Source organism: Spirosoma sp. (genome assembly GCF_026391055.1).
Taxonomy (GTDB): Bacteria; Bacteroidota; Bacteroidia; order Cytophagales; family Spirosomataceae; genus Spirosoma.
On record NZ_JAPLET010000030.1, the window covers coordinates 26519 to 45270 of the forward strand.

General features: G+C 52.2%; 14 protein-coding genes. 10 read left to right on the forward strand and 4 right to left on the reverse strand.

Features of this window, described 5'->3' with window-relative positions; translation table 11 throughout:
- Positions 1 to 19: 19 nt before the first annotated feature.
- From NT073_RS29275 to NT073_RS29310, 8 genes are all read left to right on the forward strand, one after another.
- The gene (locus NT073_RS29275) at positions 20 to 4684 is read left to right on the forward strand and encodes an SdrD B-like domain-containing protein (RefSeq protein WP_297382146.1); all 4665 of its coding nucleotides are present in this window, start codon (positions 20 to 22) and stop codon (positions 4682 to 4684) included.
- A 335-nt stretch (positions 4685 to 5019) separates the two neighbouring features.
- Entirely contained in the window at positions 5020 to 5775 is a 756-nt protein-coding gene (gene sufC, locus NT073_RS29280; RefSeq protein WP_297381207.1) for a Fe-S cluster assembly ATPase SufC, read from the forward strand.
- 84 nt (positions 5776 to 5859) lie between these two features.
- A complete protein-coding gene (gene sufD / locus NT073_RS29285) occupies positions 5860 to 7185 on the forward strand; it encodes a Fe-S cluster assembly protein SufD (RefSeq protein WP_297381210.1) in 1326 nt (441 codons plus the stop codon).
- Between the two features lie 100 nt (positions 7186 to 7285).
- The gene (locus NT073_RS29290) at positions 7286 to 8209 is read left to right on the forward strand and encodes an esterase-like activity of phytase family protein (protein ID WP_297381213.1); all 924 of its coding nucleotides are present in this window, start codon (positions 7286 to 7288) and stop codon (positions 8207 to 8209) included.
- A 96-nt stretch (positions 8210 to 8305) separates the two neighbouring features.
- Positions 8306 to 9544 (forward strand): cysteine desulfurase, encoded by a 1239-nt coding sequence (locus NT073_RS29295; protein ID WP_297381216.1) that lies wholly within the window; start codon positions 8306 to 8308, stop codon positions 9542 to 9544.
- A gap of 5 nt (positions 9545 to 9549) precedes the next feature.
- The gene (locus tag NT073_RS29300) at positions 9550 to 9975 is read left to right on the forward strand and encodes a SufE family protein (protein WP_297381219.1); all 426 of its coding nucleotides are present in this window, start codon (positions 9550 to 9552) and stop codon (positions 9973 to 9975) included.
- 76 nt (positions 9976 to 10051) lie between these two features.
- Positions 10052 to 10363, forward strand: coding sequence for a DUF59 domain-containing protein (locus NT073_RS29305; RefSeq protein ID WP_111344449.1), 312 nt, complete (start codon positions 10052 to 10054; stop codon positions 10361 to 10363).
- Positions 10364 to 10413: 50 nt separating this feature from the next.
- The gene (locus NT073_RS29310) at positions 10414 to 10845 is read left to right on the forward strand and encodes a BrxA/BrxB family bacilliredoxin (RefSeq protein WP_297381226.1); all 432 of its coding nucleotides are present in this window, start codon (positions 10414 to 10416) and stop codon (positions 10843 to 10845) included.
- Positions 10846 to 10923: 78 nt separating this feature from the next.
- Here the strand turns inward: NT073_RS29310 and eboC are convergent, their stop codons facing one another.
- Together eboC and NT073_RS29320 are read right to left on the reverse strand one after the other, a co-directional pair.
- A complete protein-coding gene (gene eboC, locus NT073_RS29315) occupies positions 10924 to 11805 on the reverse strand; it encodes a UbiA-like protein EboC (RefSeq protein ID WP_297381229.1) in 882 nt (293 codons plus the stop codon).
- 116 nt (positions 11806 to 11921) lie between these two features.
- Positions 11922 to 12854 (reverse strand): TatD family hydrolase, encoded by a 933-nt coding sequence (locus NT073_RS29320; RefSeq protein WP_297381232.1) that lies wholly within the window; start codon positions 12852 to 12854, stop codon positions 11922 to 11924.
- A 173-nt stretch (positions 12855 to 13027) separates the two neighbouring features.
- Between NT073_RS29320 and NT073_RS29325 the strand changes: the two genes are divergently transcribed.
- Complete coding sequence (locus NT073_RS29325; protein ID WP_297381235.1) at positions 13028 to 13699, forward strand: DUF4136 domain-containing protein; 672 nt, start codon at positions 13028 to 13030, stop codon at positions 13697 to 13699.
- 6 nt (positions 13700 to 13705) lie between these two features.
- Positions 13706 to 14368 carry a hypothetical protein gene (locus NT073_RS29330; RefSeq protein ID WP_297381238.1) on the forward strand — a complete coding sequence of 221 codons (663 nt, stop codon included), beginning with the start codon at positions 13706 to 13708 and terminating at the stop codon, positions 14366 to 14368.
- Positions 14369 to 14435: 67 nt separating this feature from the next.
- Here NT073_RS29330 and NT073_RS29335 read toward each other — a convergent pair whose 3' ends face one another.
- A complete protein-coding gene (locus tag NT073_RS29335; protein ID WP_297381241.1) occupies positions 14436 to 15110 on the reverse strand; it encodes an EboA domain-containing protein in 675 nt (224 codons plus the stop codon).
- Between the two features lie 98 nt (positions 15111 to 15208).
- Positions 15209 to 18670, reverse strand: a complete 3462-nt coding sequence (locus NT073_RS29340; RefSeq protein ID WP_297381243.1) for an ATP-binding protein — start codon at positions 18668 to 18670, stop codon at positions 15209 to 15211.
- Between the last annotated feature and the right edge of the window lie 82 nt (positions 18671 to 18752).

Consider the following 18752-nt stretch of genomic DNA (forward strand, 5'->3'; position numbering starts at 1 on the left):
GGACACCAACGACAACGGTATCCAGGATGCGTCGGAAGCGGGTGTCGCCAACGTACAGGTTGAACTCTTCGCTGCCGTCAATGGCCAGCCTCAGGGTAGTGCCTTACGAGTAGTGTCGACCGACGTGAACGGGAAGTACCTCTTCGATAAGTTGTCGAAAGGAACCTATCTGGTTCGTTTCATTGGTAGCTCGTTCCCGGCCAACTGTGCCATCAGCACCCGGCCACGGTCAGGCACTGACACCAGCAAAGACAGCGATGCTGACCCGACCACGGGTCTGTCACAAGTCATCAGTCTGGACCCTGTTCAGGGCGGTATTCTGAAAGACAACCTCACCATCGACGCGGGTCTGTATAACACGGCCACCGGCTCAATTGGTGACTATGTCTGGAAAGATATTAACAACAACGGTTTGCAGGATGCCGGTGAAATCGGCGTGAAGAATGTACTGGTTGAGTTGTATGCAGCGGTGAATGGCCAGCCTCAGGGCAGTACCATACGCACTGTGACGACCGATACGCTTGGACGCTATCTGTTCGATAAGTTGCCTAAAGGTGACTACCTCGTTAAGTTCGTAGCCAGCTCGTTCCCGGCTAACTGTGCCATAAGCACCAAGCCAAATGTGGGCACGGACAATACGAAGGATAGTGATGCCAACCCGGCTACCGGTTTCTCGCAGGTGATTACGCTGGACCCCGTAAAAGGCGGTATTCTCCAGAATAACCCGACGATTGACGCTGGTTTGTACAACCCGCAGGTGCCGCTGGGTACAATTGGGGATTATGTCTGGAAAGATGCCAATGATAACGGTATCCAGGACCTGTCCGAAGTAGGTGTGCAGGGTGTTACCGTCGAACTGTATACGGTATCCTCGACCGGTGCTCTGACGAAGACAGCGTCAACGATTACGGACGTAAATGGTCTGTATCTGTTCACGAACCTGAGCAAGAATACCTATCGGGTACGCTTTGTTCCAAGCTCGCTTCCGGCAAACTGCCTGCTATCCAGCAAGGCTAATGCGGTAGGCGACGATAGCAAAGACAGCGATGCAGACCCAATTACCGGGTATACGGGTGATGTAAATATCGATCCGATCCTCGGAGGAAACTTCCAGGATAACCGCACGGTGGATGCCGGTCTGGTAAACAAGCCAACAGGCTCGATTGGTGACTTCGTCTGGAAAGATGCCAATAACAATGGCATTCAGGATGCGACCGAAGTGGGTGTGAAAGATGTGCAGGTTGAGCTGTACGCTGCGGTAAATGGTCAGCCTTCCGGCTCGGCTATTAAAACCACCACCACGGATGTGAACGGCAATTATCTGTTCGATAAACTTCCGAAAGGAGACTATGTCGTACGTTTTATAACCAGCACCTTACCGGCCAACTGTGCCCTTAGCACCAAGCCACGTTCGGGTACGGATACAACGAAGGATAGTGATGCCAACCCAACGACCGGCTTTACGCCAGTGATTAGCATCGATCCAGATGTACCATCCAAGAAAGACAACCTAACCGTCGACGCGGGTCTGTATACGACCAACAACGGCTCACTGGGTGACTTTGTCTGGAAGGATATAAACAACAACGGCTTGCAGGATACTGGCGAGCCAGGGGTGAAAGATGTGAAAGTTGAACTGTATACGGTTTTGTCGACAGGCAGCGTTTCACTGGTGGCTTCGACAACGACCGATGCTTCGGGTAAATACCTCTTCACTAATTTGACGAACGGTAGCTACCGGGTGAAGGTTATCGCTTCCAGCCTGCCATCTGAATGTGCGATCTCGCCCAAACAGAATGTAGGTTCGGACGATAGCAAAGACAGCGACGTCGACCCAACGACTGGCTTCTCCGATGATGTAGTCATTGATCCAAATGATCCAACCCGGAAAGACATCACCACGGTTGACATCGGCTTGCTGCCTTGCACGGCAGATGCCGGTACCTTACTGGCAAATGCACCGGGTTGTTTGACCGCGGGTAGCTCGCTGACGATCTCGGCAACGATGAACACGGCCCCATCTGTTCCTGCCGGTTACAAAGTGCTGTATGTACTGACGTCCGGTTCGAACCTGGTAATCCGGTCAACGAGTACGCAACCTAAGTTTGTAGTGAATGCAACGGGTCTGTATACGATTCACACGCTGGTTTACACCGACAACGCGGCTAATCCGAATTACCTGGATCTGTCCGCAATTGTACCGGGTACCACCACGGGTGCTGACGTACTGAATCTGATTGCAACCCGCAAACTGTGTGCAGCCCTCGATGCTGCCGGTGCGCCGGTAACGGTTAGCTCCTGCCAGTTAGGGTCTATCGGAAACTACGTCTGGAAAGATGCCAACAACAATGGCTTGCAGGATGCGAGCGAAAAAGGAGTTGGTAACGTAACCGTTCAACTGTTTGCCTCGTCGGCTGGTCAGCCGGTTGGTGCAGCACTGGCAACGACGAAAACAGACTCTCTCGGCTATTACCTCTTCGGAGGCCTGTCGAAAGGTGTTTACCTTGTCAAGTTCGTGTCTAGCTCCTTCCCAGCGGGTTGCGCCTTGAGCCTGAAACCAAACACAGGTACGAACGATGAGATCGACAGTGATGCAGACTTCAACACAGGTCTGACGCAGGAGATCATCATTGATCCGGCTGCGGGTGGTATCCTGAAGGATAACCTGACTGTTGATGCGGGCTTGTACTTCAATTGTTCATCGATGGCTCCGCCAATCAGTGGCAGCAATAAAACGATCTGCCAGGGCGCGCCTATACCAGTACTGACAGTAACGGTTCTGCCGGGTATGACCGCCAACTGGTATGCTACCCCAACGGGTGGTACACTGCTGGCAACGGGAACAAGCTATCAGCCAACGCTAGCCGGAACCTACTATGCAGAAGCCGTCGATCCATCGACGGGTTGTAAGAGTGCAACACGGGCAGCCGTAACGCTGATCGTGAAGGAGCAGCCAGTACTGACGCTGAATGTTAGCAGCACGCTGGTAACCGCCGGTAGCTCTGTAACGCTGACCGCCGTGGGTTGTTCGGAAACGATTCGCTGGTCGACGGGTGCCAACACCATGTCCATCATCGTACAGCCAACCAACGCAACCAATACCTACAGTGCCACTTGTACCGTAGGAGCAAGTTGTTCGGCAACGGCTTCGGTAATTGTTACGACGCAGCCTCCGGTAAGTCTGACTGTCACCTCGGCAACGATCTGCTTAGGTACCAGCGCCACGCTGACAGCCAGTGGGTGTGTGGGTACGGTAAGCTGGAATACGGGAGAAACGGGTACCAACCTGGTGACTCCAATCCTGACTGCCAGTACTACATACACAGCCGTCTGCGCAACAACAACAGGCAGCTCGCTGTCGGCCACCGGTACAGTTACCGTGACGCCCAAACCTGTGGTTAGCCTGCAGGCAAGCAGCACGCTGGTAACGGTTGGTACACCGGTCACCTTGTCCGCTTTAGGTTGCGTAGGTAACCTGACCTGGTCGACGGGTGCCACGAGTGCCAACATCACCGTGACGCCAATGAACGTAACTAATGTCTACTCCGTAACGTGCGCATCGGCCCCAGGCTGTATCGCAACAGCTTCGGTAACCGTAATGACAGAGCAGACTCCGGTTACCATCGTTGTCACCTCTACTACGATCTGCGCCGGTAATACGGGTACGTTGTTCGCCAGTGGCTGTGTCGGTGAGATACGCTGGAACACAGGTGCAACCGGGAGCACGCTGGTAACGCCCGTACTAACTACTACGACCAGCTATACGGCAACGTGTACCACATCGACCGGTAGCACAGCTTCGGCGGTGGGCACGGTAACGGTTCTACCTGTATCGCCGGTAACCATAACGGCTTCCAGCCTGACGGTAACGGCAGCCAGCTCCGTAACGCTAACGGCTACGGGTTGTACGAATGGCAGTCTGAAGTGGTCAGAAGGTGGTCAGACATCGTCTGTGATCATGGTACAGCCTACACAGGCAACCACGCTCTACTCAGTTACCTGCACAGCCGCTTCGGGATGTACCTCGCAAGGTTCGATTACGATCTACCGCATGGATGTGCCCCAGCCTAAGCTGGTACTGGAGAAAACGGTCGACCGTTCGAGAGCGCAGATCGGTGATGTACTTACCTACAAGCTGATCATTCGGAATATCGGTACGGGTGCCGCCAACGACGTTGTCGTTCTGGATTCGCTGGATTCCGGTGTACAGTACATGGCAGGATCTGCTCAGGCATCGTCTGGTAGCTTCGCCACGACTAACTTCGGTGGTCGCTGGACAATTCCTGTGGTAACCGCTGGCAGCAGTGCAACACTGACGCTAAGTGTCCGGGTCATGACTGGTGGTGTGATCTACAACGTCGCCAGCATTCCGGGCGATATTAAGCGGGTATGCACAACCATCCCGATGGAACTGTGTGCTGGCGAACAAATCATGGCGACGGCTCCTGGTGGCCGTACGGACTTGAAATGGTATCGCAACGGCGTACTGGTTGGCAGTGGTGCTCAACTGGTGATTACGGAGCCAGGTATGTACACTGTGCAAACTATAACCGGGACTTGCCCGAACAATCAGTGCTGTCCGCTGGAAATCATTGCCAGTACAAACTGCTGTCCTGCCAAGATCTGTGTTCCATTTGTGGTTAAGCAAACCAAACGGGTCAAACGCATCGGCGACCCCCGCTAGTCTGATTACCCGGTTAGATTGATCTACGGCCCGCAATATGTACGTTGCGGGCCGTATTTTTTTAGTAATGGCCGCTGGCTTATTATTCGCCAACCTAAATAAGTCAGGACATTACCCTTGCTGTTAGAGAAGAACCGATAATGAATAGATGGCGCACAAAATTGGCATCCATAACAGGCCTTACATCTTTTCCGGAGACGAGTTTTTTGATTATCAGCGAATAAGGCGGGGCTGGGTCAACTTTTAAACAGCCGATTTTGTTACCTAACAGCGCAGATGCCATTTCATGTGCTAACTTTGCGGCTTTATTTAGAGGTGTCACGATAGAACCTATTATGTTATCCATCAGTAATTTACATGCCTCGATTGGCGAGAAAGAAATATTAAGAGGCCTCAACCTGGAAATCAACTCCGGTGAGGTTCACGCCATTATGGGTCCCAATGGTGCGGGGAAAAGCACGCTGGCGTCAGTATTAGCAGGTCGTGAGGATTATGATGTAACGAGTGGCAGCGTACTTTTCGATGGAAAAGACCTGTTGGATATGGCTCCTGAAGAACGGGCAGCCGAGGGTATTTTTCTGGCCTTTCAGTATCCAATCGAAATCCCCGGCGTTAGTACGACAAACTTCCTGAAGACAGCGCTGAACGAAATCCGTAAATATCGCGGGCAGGACCCGCTCGATGCGGTGCAGTTCCTGAAGCTGATGAAGGAGAAAATGAAACTCGTCAATATCGACCAGTCGCTACTCAGCCGGTCATTGAACGAAGGCTTCTCCGGCGGGGAGAAAAAACGAAACGAAATTTTTCAGATGGCCATGCTCGAACCGAAACTGGCCATTCTGGACGAAACCGACTCCGGCCTGGACATCGACGCCCTACGTATTGTGGCCGATGGAGTCAATAAACTTCGGTCGCCGGAGCGGGCTACGATTGTCGTAACACACTACCAGCGGTTACTGGATTACATCGTACCCGATTATGTACACGTGCTATACAAAGGCCGTATCGTGAAGTCGGGGCCGAAAGAATTGGCTCTCGAACTGGAAGAAAAAGGATACGACTGGATCAAGGCCGAAGCTGAAGCCATCTGATGTATGATATATTATATATGATGTATGGTATAGTTTATATCATACATCATACATCATACACCGTTATACATCATACCTAAAAAAATGACTCCCTCTTACGCATCATATAACGATTTTAAGGAGCAGTTGCTGGCGTCTTTTCGGGACAACGAAGAGCGCATGAACGGCGAACGAAAATCGCCGTTACACCAGCTTCGCCGGGCAGCCCTGAAACAGTTCGAGCAGTTAGGATTTCCGACAATCCGGCACGAAGAATGGAAGTACTCGAACGTGAATAGTCTGATAAAAGAAGACTTTGCTCTCGATACAACCTCATCGCTAACGGCCGACGATCTGGCTCCGCTGGAAATCCCGAACCTGGAAGGCAACATTCTGTATTTCGTCAACGGTATCTACCATCCCGAACTGTCGCGGATAGTGAGCCCGGCCGAACAAATACAAATTACCAGTTTCGCCGAAGCCATTAAGGCAGATCCTGAGTTTGTCGGAACACATTTTGCTCATTACGCCGATTATCAGGACAGTGCGTTTACGGCGCTCAATACGGCCATGGCCAGTGATGGTGTAGTGGTTCGGGTGCCAAACAATACGACCGTTGAACAGCCAATCATCCTGCGCTTCGTTACGGATGCCCGTGTCAACAACATAACCTCACAACCCCGCAACCTCATTGTTGTTGGCCGGAATGCTGAGGTGATGATGGCCGAATCATACCGTACGCTGGGCGATCGCTCCAGCTTCGTCAACGTCGTAACGGAAATTGTGCTTGACCGCGATGCCCGTATGCAGTACTACAAAGTACTCAACGAAACGGCGAAAGCGTATCATATTGGCACCACCCAGGTTCACCAGTCCGACAACAGCCATTTTTATTCCGCGTCGATTACCCTCAACGGCCATTTCGTTCGGAACAACCTGAATATTGTGCTCAACGGCCAACATGCCGAAGCCTTTATGTACGGTCTCTACATGCCAAACGGTCGCCAGCACGTGGATAACCATACGCTGGTCGACCACGCCATGCCCAACTCGTACAGCAACGAACTGTATAAGGGGATTCTGGACGATAACAGCACGGGCGTATTCAACGGCAAGATCTTTGTTCGGCCCGACGCGCAAAAAACCAATGCCTACCAGTCCTGCAAAAATGTAGTGCTATCGCCGGGCGCGTCCATGAACACCAAACCCCAGCTTGAGATTTATGCCGACGACGTGAAGTGTTCGCACGGAACGACTACCGGCCAGCTGAACGACGAAGCCCTTTTCTACATGCGGTCGCGCGGTATTCCTAAAGACGAAGCCCGGACACTGTTGCTGTACGCCTTCTCGCAGGACGTACTGAGCCAGATCAAAATCAAGCCCATCCGCGAATACCTCGAAGGGGTCGTTCGGGAGAAGCTGACGAAGTAAAAAGGTTAATGTATAATGGTTAATGTATGATGAACAATGGCTGCCCGATGGAACATTATTCATTATACATTAACCATTATACGTTTCTAATCTACACCGAATGGCTCTGCGGCTCCTCACCCTTCTAACCTATCTCCTCACCTACGCTACTACCTACGGGCAGAATGTCCGGTTCATCTTCGAGGGCGATTCGATCACGATGCCGTTCGTTCAGGATAGTTTACGGGGTATTTCGGGGCTGGAGATCATACCGACTACGGGCGAGTGGCATCTGGTGAGTGACCGGGGATGGCATTTTACGTTCACCAACATTCGCAGCATTCGCGATCTGGGCGATGCCTCTCAGTTGACCGCAGCCGAGAAAACACCCTACTGGTTTGAGAATGCCCGGTATGATGCCAAAGGAGGAATGTACTTCTGGACCGATGAGCACGAGCACGTAACCTCTATACAATATGGTAAAGCCATTCGCGATAGTGCCGCTCAGACAGTTTTGAAAATACCCCTCCCCGCCCCAAACAAAGGCCTCGAAGGATTAGCAATTATGCCATCTGGCGCACTCTGGGTGGCTCCAGAAGCGGGCTGGGAAGGTGAAACCAATCTGAATCAGGACACGATTACGTTTTTCCGGTATCAACATCCACTGGATGCCGACCCCGTTGTAGCGCGTTACAAATACCGTATCGACCGTTGTCTATTTGCGCAGGGCGAAGAACGAACGGGCGGCATCTCCGAAATACTGGCCGTCGATGACCAACGATTACTAATACTGGAACGGTGTTATGATAATGTACAGAAACGGGTAACGGCAAACCTCTATCTGGCCACACCCGACGAAACCACCCACATACTGCAGAAAGAGCTGGCGTTTGATTTTAACCGGCAGTTTCCGGGTAGCGTCTGTAATCTGGAAGCGATGGCCTGGGCCGATGAACAGCATCAGACGCTGATTCTCATGGCCGATGATAATTTCCGGGTAAACAAAACGCTGCGCAATCAGGTCATCGTTTTGAAAAGACGGTAGTCTGCGTACGAACCTAACCGCCCTTACTTTACGTTTTATCAATGACCTTTGGGTGAATAGAATGACTATTTATCCTCTTTTCGATACGAACACGACATGCAATCAGCGATAGAAACAACCCTCGATATTCAGCAAATCCGCCGGGATTTCCCCATCCTCGATCAACAGGTGAACGGTCGTCCGCTGGTGTATTTAGATAATGCCGCTACCAATCAGAAACCCACGGCGGTCATTAATGCGCTGACGGACTATTACGAAGGGTATAATGCCAATATTCACCGGGGTATTCACCACCTGGCCGAAAAAGCGACGGCGGCTTTCGAAGCGTCGCGTCGGGCATTTCAGGATTTTTTGAATGCCAAACACTGGCAGGAGATCATCTTCACCTACGGCACCACAGATGGTATCAACCTGGTAGCGCAGACCTACGGACGCCGTTTCCTTAACGAAGGCGACGAGATCATTATCTCGACTATGGAGCACCATTCCAACATTGTGCCCTGGCAGATGCTGTGTGAAGAAAAGGGCTGCATCCTGAAAGTCATTCCTGTAAATGACGAAGGCGAGCTGCTCATTGACGAGTACGAAAAACTCCTGACCGAACGCACCAAATTCGTTTCCTGTGTTCATGTGTCGAACTCGCTGGGCACCATCAATCCCGTCAAAACCATCATCGACAAAGCCCATGCCGTTGGCGCCGTGGTGCTGATCGACGGTGCACAGGCCAGCTCGCACCTTGACCTTGACGTTCAGGCGCTTGACGCTGATTTTTATGTTCTGTCGGCTCACAAGCTATACGGCCCAACGGGCATGGGTGTGCTGTACGGCAAAAAGGAGTTACTGGATTCGATGCCTCCCTACCGGGGTGGTGGCGAAATGATTAAGGAAGTAACGTTTGCTAAAACGACTTATAACGAGATACCCTATAAATTCGAAGCGGGCACGCCCAATATTGCCGATGTAGTTGCCGTCAAAACGGCGCTCGACTATATGGCGGGTCTGGGCAAAGAGAACATTGCGGCCCACGAAAACGATCTGCTTCAATACGCGACCGAGCAGTTAAGCGAGCTGAACGGACTCCGGATCATTGGCCGGGCAAAACACAAAATTGGCGTTGTTTCGTTTGTGCTCGACGGCATTCACCATCAGGATACGGGCGTTATTCTCGACCAGCAGGGCATTGCCGTCCGGACGGGTCACCATTGCACCCAGCCGCTCATGCAGCGCTTTGGCATTGCCGGAACTACGCGGGCGTCGTTTGCGGTTTATAACACCAGAGACGAAATCGACCGGCTTGTTCAGGGCCTTCGACGGGTTCAGAAAATGATGTTATAAGTAGCATGACTATTAACGAAAAGCAGGACGAGATTATCGAGGAATTTGACTTGTTTGACGACCAGCTCGACAAGACGCAATACATCATTGACTTAGGCAAAAAACTGTCCCCTATGCCCGAATCGAAGAAAACCGACGAGAACCGGATTATGGGGTGCCAGTCGAAAGTGTGGGTCGATGCCGAATTAAAAGACAACCGGCTGTATTTTTACGGAGACAGCGAGCCAACGGCCCAGATTTCGAAAGGCCTAGTCGGGCTGCTGATCCGGGTGCTCTCGGGCGAAAAACCAGAGGATATTGCCAATGCCGATTTATACTTTATTCCCCGCGTGGGCATGGGTAACTTAATTACATCCCTGCGCGCCGGTGGATTAGCTTCTATGATCGAACGGATGAAAGCCTTCGGGAAGGGATACTCAACCGGTAACTAGTAGTCAGAAATCAGGTAGGATTTTGCAGCATTTTGACAAACGCTGACCACTTTTGACCACAACATGACCTAAAAAGATGACAGACGAAGAACTTAAAGAACAAGTTGTACTGGCCCTGAAGGGTGTTTATGACCCCGAAATTCCGGTGGATGTGTATGAGCTGGGTCTCATTTACGACATTAAGATATTTCCGGTCAACAACGTGTATATCCTCATGACACTGACCTCGCCTTCGTGCCCCTCGGCCGGGTCGATTCCTGCCGAAATCGAAGAGAAAGTACGGGCCATTGAGGGCGTCAGCGACGTGAGCGTCGAACTCACCTTCGATCCCCCCTACTCCACCGAACTGATGTCGGAAGTAGCTAAACTGGAACTTGGGTTTATGTAAAAAATAGTCGGTAAATATTACCGACTCAACTTATTAACTAACTAACAATTATGTATCCTCCTCATTTGCTTATCCCGATGCGGGAAGACCTGACAAGCGTTGGGTTTGAAGAATTGACCACCGCCGACGACGTGGTGAACGCAGTAGAAAACACCGAAGGCACTATGCTGGTCGTCGTAAACTCGGTTTGCGGCTGTGCAGCCGGTGCGGCTCGCCCAGGTGTGAAAGCGGCTTTGGCGGCTAGTCCCGTTAAGCCTGACAAAATGGTATCGGTATTTGCCGGTGGCGATCTGGAAGCAACCGCTAAGATGCGGGAGTACCTGTTGCCTTATCCTCCATCGTCGCCCGCCATTGGTATTTTCAAAGATGGTGAACTCGTACATTTTATTGAGCGGCACCACATCGAAGGCCGTTCAGCGCAGATGATCGCCCAGCACCTCGAAATGGCGCTGGAAGAGTTCTGCACGCCTGCTAACGCGTAAGTGGTAGTATGTAAACGGGAATGGGTCAAATGCCATATCTTTAAGGTATGGCATTTGACCCATTCCCGTTTACATACACTACGTTACCGCAAAAACTTTTGCCAGTAGTCTGGAAAGAGGCAGCAGGCAAAAGACCAGCATAGCCAGCGGGAACGACGCGAAAGCCGCTACCCAGGCCGCGTTCATGACAATGAGCGACAGCACCCCCGCCCGAACGGCCAGGCCAATATTCCGGCCGACGGGCTCTTTCACGGCTCGCCAGAGGGGCGGGAAAATATAGTAGCCAAATAAAAGCAGAAACGGCAGAGCCGTACCCAACTGTTGCTGCCGTTGCGCCAGAGCGGCCAGGCAGCCAATCACCAGCGCATAAAGGATACCGGCAAACCGGAGTGTCGTCGGACTTCCGCCGTGCACTTCCCCCCGACTGATCATGGTGATGGCCGCAATGTAGGCAATGGGCACCAGACCAACCCACGCCCAGGGCATAACCTGATCGGGAATGATGCTGATACCAAGCAACAGATTCAGGCCCCGACAGAGACCCATGTTTACAGGACCAAGCAGGTTATGATGTTTCCCGAACTTATCATAAACCAGCGAGGCTACGGTAATGGCAATTGCCAGTAGACCCGCCATTTGGTTAACGGCAAACGACGCAGCTATACCAACCACAAACAATACCGTTCCGAGCAGTGCAGCCGTTGATTTAGGGACTACTCCGCTGGGAATGGGCCGCTCGGGCCGCTCGACAGCATCCAGCTCGGCATCGAATACATCGTTAAAAACAACGCCCCCGCCATACAACCCAACTGTTGCCAGACAAAGCCAGCCAACCGGAGCCGGAGCCGGGTCGTAAACGCCAAAATAACCCGCAATAGCCATACCGGCCAGTACATCGGCAACAGACGTAACCAGATTGGCCGGCCGGGTTAGGGAGAGAAGTGCTTTAATCTTACTCATGAAGTGGTGTCGGGCCGTGGTGTCGGGTTTAAGAACCCGATACCAATTGCTGACGCAAGCGTGTCGGGTTTGACCGGGCTGGCGCTCCAGAACCCGACACCACAAACGCTATCGTTCTATTTAATAATCGTCGATTCCTTGTCTACTCGTGGGGCCTGGCCACCGCGCAGAACGGAGCTTCCGTTGTAACGCTGGCTCTGGTCGATACCCATAGGCTGCGTGAGTTCTTCCAGACTCAGTTGGCCACTCTGGGCAAAGGCCGTTACAGCGTTGGTGAACGTCACCAGTTTGATAGCCTCGTCCGAAATACCGCGCTGTTTCATCAGGGCGGCCGTTTTAGGTACAGCCAGGGGGTCGCTGATGCCCCAGTCGGCGGCCGAGTTGATCATGATACGCTCAGGTCCGTACTGCTTTACTACCTCAACCATGCGCTCGTTGCCCATCTTAGTAAACGGATAAATGGTGAAACCTGCCCAGAAACCACGGTCCAGCACTTCGCGCACCGTTTCCTCATTATTATGGTCAACGATCACCATGCTGGGGTCGATGCCGTGCTCGATAGCGATATCCATACTCCGGCTAGTGCCCTGTTTTTTATCGCGGTGGGGCGTGTGAATCTGTACGGGTAACCCGGCTTCCCGAGCCAATTCCAGTTGTGCCCGGTAGTATTTATCCTCGGCGGGCGTCTGATCGTCGAAGCCGATTTCGCCTACCCCAACTACACCCTCTTTATAGATAAATAATGGCAGGATTTCCATAACCTGCTCCGCTAATTCTTCCTGATTTGCCTCCTTGGAGTTCAATCCAATGGTACAATAGTGCCGAATACCAAACTGCGACGCCCGAAATCGCTCCCAGCCTACCAGACTGGCGAAATAATCCCGGAATGAGTCGACGCCCGTGCGGGGCTGTCCTAGCCAGAAAGCCGGTTCGATCAGGGCCACTACGCCCGCGTCGGCCATCGCCTGATAGTCGTCTGTGGTACGGGATGTCATGTGGACGTGCATATCGAAAAACGACATGCCACGAATTGAATCCATAAAATCCATAATAGTTCTACGTTAGAGGCATTAAGTACTCGTTAATTGGGCAGCAAAGTTCTGCAAAAATTACCCCCGTTCTGCACGTTTTTTAGCAACATTTAATTCAATCGGCACAAACTTCACACTACTCTATTCGTTTTATAGATAGTCTTACAACAAATGCAACCATGAATATGAACATGCATCAACAACGTAAAGCAGGAAAGTGGAAACTGGGGGCAGTTTTACTGCTTATAGCGGGTGGCGGATTACTCTCCTGCCGGGAAAATGCCATCAAGGACCTGAGCCCGGCGGATAGCCCGGTTTATATAACGAACTATGACCGCTCGGTCAACTTTGGTCAGTATAAGACGTTCAGCCTTCCAGACTCCGTCATTATTGAGTCGAACGATTCGTACGCTACGTCTCAAACACCTCTTTCTAGCCGGTTTGTGACAAACGTAGCAAATGCCCTGACGGCAAAAGGGTTTCAGCGGGTTAACCGGGGCGACAATGCGGACTTAGGTGTGGCGATCATCCAGGTCAACAACCAGTATACCGGTGTAGCCTCCAATCCGTACTCGTATTATTCGGGCTACTGGGGTGGTTTTGGCGGTTTGGGCGGTTATGGCTATTCGCCCTATTACCCAAGTTACTATACGTATCAGGTAACCGACCAGTACTGGGAAGTTCAGATTGTGGACCTGAAAAACCGGCCAACTGCCGGAACAGGTACCAGCACCGGTCAACCTCAGCTGAACGTCATTTATGACGCTACCATCCGGGGTGCTGATGTTACAGATCAGCAAGCCGTCGACAACGCTATAACGGCCATTTTTAACCAATCGCCTTATTTAAAGGCTTCTGAATAAGATATTATGAAATCGATCATCGCATTTGCGGCCCTCATGGCGTTAACGACAACGACTTGGGCACAGTATAGAAATGACAATTCGGGTAACAACGAGTTCCCGTCGCCCTATCAGGAGTACGTGACGTTCAATATTGCCGCCCGGTACGGCGTTGCTTTCCCGATGGGTGGTACGCAGGGGTATATAGACAAAGTATCGCCGACTAACTTTGCCCTGGAAGGCGAATGGCTGTTTCCAAAGCGGTTCGCCATTGGCATAAAAACCGGTTATCAGTATAACAAGCAGCGACTCGACCGGCAAGTGTACGACTATGGCGACCAGTCTATTTCGGCTGTACAGACCCGAACGCTGTCGGTTATTCCGGCTATGGTGTCGCTTTCTTATTACTTTGCCGATAATGCAGCCGCCCTTCGACCTTATGTGCAGATGGCTGGTGGTGGCGCTTATGTCGATTATACCAATTACTTCGGCACGCTGGCCGACCAGTCGAACGGGTTCAAGGGTGCAATAGCACCCGCCATTGGCGTAAAGTATTACGGCAAACGCGAACAGGGGCTGGGGGCTGAAATTCAGGCGCAGTACCAGAATATCTTCTTCAACTACGATTTATTGAAGAATAGTGCCCCCTCGCTCATGATCTCAGCGGGTATTTCGTACCGGTTTTATTAGTAGACCAAGTATAGACCTACAAGGTTTTTGAAACCGCTTCGACGGCCCGGCTTACAGGTCTGGTTGATCACATTAACTCCTCCATGTGAGCGGGCAAACTACGCCCGGCCGCCCGGCGTTCGGCAGCAAAGTCTGTCAGCGTTTGAGCGAGCCGGGCGTTGTTGCGTTCATTCAGACCGATGATCTGCGTAACGTCTTTATCTGTAAAAAACGCCTTCATAATCAGCTGATTCCAGGCGGGTTCGTCGAAGTAGTCGGCGGGATACGGGTTGTGCAGCATAATGGCCGACTGCACATCGGCGATGTTGTTCCGAATACCTTCCGTCGCCTGAAACTTCCAGGCTTCGGGATGGGCCAATACAGGCAGAGCCGAATACAGGGCAACCAGTTCGTTCAGTTCGCCCGCTTTGAAGAGTTCGCTGATGGTTTTAACGTACGTAGTCTGGTTATCGGCGGGGAGTTGCAGCAGCCACCATACCCGCGCCAGCCGGTCGAGGGTCCAGTCCTGAACGGTGAAGCCGGGCCGTACCCGCAGCAAAGCAAACTGTATATCCGCCGGAACAGCGACGGGTTGTTTCCCCACAAAACGCGGTAAGGCGGTAAAAACCCGGTAAAAGACAGCTACCTGAGGGTTTGACGAAAAGGTATCGGCCTGCTGACGCAGGTAGGTTACGGCTTTTTCAGAATTCGGTTGCTGTTCGATAAGGTAAAACAGCGTCTGGCTCATTGAGAGGATATTCATGACGCAAAAATAGGCCTTCGCAGGATTTTATTGGTGCAAAAGTAAAGAGGAGCAGGAAGTAACTATACTGCCAGCCAGCCGAATTTCGCGCGATTTTACTAGTCCTGAAACGAAACTGCTGGTAGATATACGCTGAAGGTAGCCCCTTCGTCGGGCTGACTTTGGGCCGTAATTACGCCCCCGTGATTCGCAACTACCTTTTCGCAAATGGCCAGACCGATCCCTGTACCCTGAAACTCGCTTTTGCCATGCAGCCGCTGAAACACCTGAAAAATGCGATCCAGGTATTTCTCATTAAATCCGATTCCATTGTCCGTCACATCGATGCGGTAATACGCATCCACCGAGCGGGTGGGCCTTACAGTGGAAGGAAGTTGCGACACGTTTACCAGTTGGGCACTTACCTCAACTACCGGCGGCACGGGCACACCGGTCGAACTCTTCCGGCGGAATTTAAGGGCGTTGGATAGCAAATTCTGAAAGAGCTGAATCAGTTGCGAACGGTCGCCCAATACCGTTGGCAACGGATGGATTCGCATCTCGGCGCTGGTCTCCTGAATCATTACCTCCAGATCCAGGACTACCAGACTGAGCGCTTCGGTCAGTGAAACAATCTCGGTCACTTCCTGGCGAGTGGTGATTCGGGAGAAGCTCAGCAAGTCGCGGATGAGCGTCGACATTCGATTGGCCGCCGTCTGCATCCGTTTCAGATAGTCGATGCCTTCGCCCAGATTGTCGGCATACTGATTTTTCAGGAGATCACCGAACGACTGTATTTTGCGCAACGGTTCCTGCAAATCGTGCGACGCCACATAGGCGAACTGCTGAAGGTTGTCGTTAGACCGCTGCAAATCGTGGATCGACGCCTGTAGCTCCGCCGTGCGTTGCTGAACCTGCTCATCCAGGGCCGTTGATAGCTGTCGGTACCGGTCTTCGCTGATGGCCAGCGCCTTGTTAACCTTTACAAGCTCGGTGATTTCGGTGCATACCTCCAGTACGCCCGTAATGACATTTCCCTCATAATAAGGTGTAAGCAGTATATTGAAATAACCCGTTTCGACCCGGTTGTTCCGGTTAACGGGTATGGCAATGGACCACCCCTGATCGGGAACACCCGTCTGGTACACCGTTAGGCAGCGGTCTATAAACCCCTGACCGTTCAATTCCGGCATTGCGTCGACAAGGGGTTTGCCTAGTATATCTTTTTCCCGCTGAATAAGCTCCAGCATGGCCTGGTTAGCCAGATCGATGATTAAATTACTGCCTTTCATCAGGAGCATGGCTACCGGAGCCTGCTCTACCAGACTTCGCAGACGGATTTCGCCCTGTCGACGGGTCTGGTTCAGGTTAATCTGCGCCCTAATTTTGGTCAGGAGCTCCAAGCTCGAAAACGGTTTTACCAGGTAGTCGTCTGCTCCGGCTTCGAGCCCGTCTATTCGGGCTTCCTGACCGGCTCTGGCCGATAAAAAGATAAGCGGAATAGAAGCCGTAACCGGATTTTGCTTCACCCGGTGCAGCAGTTCTTTCCCATCCATCACCGGCATCATAATATCGCTCAGGATAAGCTGAGGCAGGTCTGTTGCCAATTGCCGAATCGCATCGGCCCCATTCACGGCAGTGCTAACGGTGAAATAAGGGGCCAGCAGCCGGGTCAGGTACGCCCGCATGTCGGCATTGTCGTCGACCACCAGAATCTTCGTTGCCTGATCGAACTCAACCGATTCCGACGACATTATGCCAACGTCTATGGGCAGCATCTCTTCCGAGAGCATCGTCCGGGCTTCCTGCAGGAACGTATCGGTCAACAGGCTCTTCTGATTCTGGTAGCTGCCTTCGATCACCTGATCTTGGGGCAGGTGATCTTTCCGCAGTGGCAGACGTACCGTGAACGTACTCCCCTCGCCTTCCTGACTTGTTACGGTAATTGTGCCGCCATGCAGACGCACCAGTTCATGCACCAGCGAGAGACCAATGCCGCTGCCCTCGTAAGTCCGGCCACCGGCATTGGCAACCCGGTGAAAACGCTCAAACATATGGGGCAACTCTGCCGCCGGAATGCCCACACCGGTGTCTGACACCCGAAGGACAGCGCCATCGGATTCTGCAGTCAGTTGAACCCCAATATGGCCTTTCAGCGTGTACTTAAAGGCATTCGACAGCAGATTGAGCACGACTTTCTCCCACATCTCGGCATCGGCATACACCACAGCGGGTAGCGGCTCACAGTCGACGGTTAATTCCAATCCGGCCCGTTCGATCAGGGAGCGAAAACTGCTGGTAAGATCGACGGTCAGCCCGACCAGATCGACAGGACGAAAGCTGGCTTTTACCCGACCGGCTTCAATACGACTGAAATCGAGCAGGTTATTGACCAGTTTCAGCAACCGCATGGCATTGCGGTGAGTGGCTTCTATGGGTTGTTTATAAGTCGATTCCTGGAGGGCAGTATCCTGCAGCAGCTCTTCCAGCGGGCCGAGCATCAGGGTAAGCGGTGTCCGAAATTCATGGCTGACGTTATTGAAGAAAGCGGTTTTGGCCTGGTCGATAGCGGCTAGTGCTTCGGCTCGTTTCTGCTCTTCCTGATACGCATGCACATTCGAGAAAGCCGTGCTAATAGTATTGGCCAGAAGCGCGTAGAAGTTAAGGTAATCCTGATCGAGTGCCCGACGTGAACTGACACCCGCGAGTAAAAATCCGGTGGGCTGCTCGCGGGTCGACAAAAGAATGGGCAGCCGGACGGCAGTATGGGGCAACTCCGGATAAGGACCGCCCACAAGGGGTCCGACACGCTCGGCCAACCGGTCAATAACCAGCGTTTCCGGCAAATTGGCGAGCCAGTCCGTTTCGGCTACGACCAACTGTTCCAAACCAAGCGGTACCGGTACATCGGCTACCAGACCAGCCGTACTGACGAGCCTGGCATGTTTTCCATCCTCCTCTAGTTCGTAAAGCAGTAAATAAGGCAGATCCAGTTCAAACCCGCTCTGCGCTTCTACTAAACTGACGTAGATATCCTGATTGGTTTTTGCCTGTCCAACGAGGGCAGCCACATCCCGTAGAACCTGGGTACGGCGTGCGCTGAGCATCTTGTCGGTTGTTTCGGTGATGGGGTGGAAAATACCGCCTACACCACCGGACTCATCCCGGATGGGCGCGAAAGAAAACGTCATGAACGCTTCTTCCAGATAGCCATACCGATCCAGAAACATACGCTGGTCTTTAATGTAGGTCCCTTCACCCTGCTGCCCCCGCGTAAAGGCATTCCCAACAACGGGCAGCGCCGTTTCCCAGCAGATACGGAAATTTTGTCCCATCGATTCTGGATGCTTGGCACCACAGATGGGTCGGTAACTGTCATTGTAAAGCTGAATGGTTTCTGGACCCCAGGCAATAAGAATAGGAAACGTTGACGAGAGGCACAAGCTAACCGATGTTCGCAAGCTCTGAGGCCAGGAAGAAATAGGACCAAGGGGTGTATTTGCCCAATCCATCGATCGGATCAAGTGGCCCATCTCTCCACCGCCGGCTAAAAACGGCTCTGACGATTCACGCTCAATCATAGTAATAAGTCAACCATATACACATACAATAAGGGTTACACAAAGTGGTCCGGCCGTCTGGCCTATCTATCAGCGCTGCCCT

Bases quoted from the DNA above. Each gene is read 5' to 3' on its own strand.
- sufC (WP_297381207.1), top strand. From the start codon at position 5,020: ATGTTATCCATCAGTAATTTACATGCCTCGATTGGCGAGAAAGAAATA.
- sufD (WP_297381210.1), top strand. From the start codon at position 5,860: ATGACTCCCTCTTACGCATCATATAACGATTTTAAGGAGCAGTTGCTG.
- NT073_RS29290 (WP_297381213.1), top strand. From the start codon at position 7,286: ATGGCTCTGCGGCTCCTCACCCTTCTAACCTATCTCCTCACCTACGCT.
- NT073_RS29295 (WP_297381216.1), top strand. From the start codon at position 8,306: ATGCAATCAGCGATAGAAACAACCCTCGATATTCAGCAAATCCGCCGG.
- NT073_RS29300 (WP_297381219.1), top strand. From the start codon at position 9,550: ATGACTATTAACGAAAAGCAGGACGAGATTATCGAGGAATTTGACTTG.
- NT073_RS29305 (WP_111344449.1), top strand. From the start codon at position 10,052: ATGACAGACGAAGAACTTAAAGAACAAGTTGTACTGGCCCTGAAGGGT.
- NT073_RS29310 (WP_297381226.1), top strand. From the start codon at position 10,414: ATGTATCCTCCTCATTTGCTTATCCCGATGCGGGAAGACCTGACAAGC.
- eboC (WP_297381229.1), bottom strand. From the start codon at position 11,805: ATGAGTAAGATTAAAGCACTTCTCTCCCTAACCCGGCCGGCCAATCTG.
- NT073_RS29320 (WP_297381232.1), bottom strand. From the start codon at position 12,854: ATGGATTTTATGGATTCAATTCGTGGCATGTCGTTTTTCGATATGCAC.
- NT073_RS29325 (WP_297381235.1), top strand. From the start codon at position 13,028: ATGCATCAACAACGTAAAGCAGGAAAGTGGAAACTGGGGGCAGTTTTA.
- NT073_RS29330 (WP_297381238.1), top strand. From the start codon at position 13,706: ATGAAATCGATCATCGCATTTGCGGCCCTCATGGCGTTAACGACAACG.
- NT073_RS29335 (WP_297381241.1), bottom strand. From the start codon at position 15,110: ATGAATATCCTCTCAATGAGCCAGACGCTGTTTTACCTTATCGAACAG.
- NT073_RS29340 (WP_297381243.1), bottom strand. From the start codon at position 18,670: ATGATTGAGCGTGAATCGTCAGAGCCGTTTTTAGCCGGCGGTGGAGAG.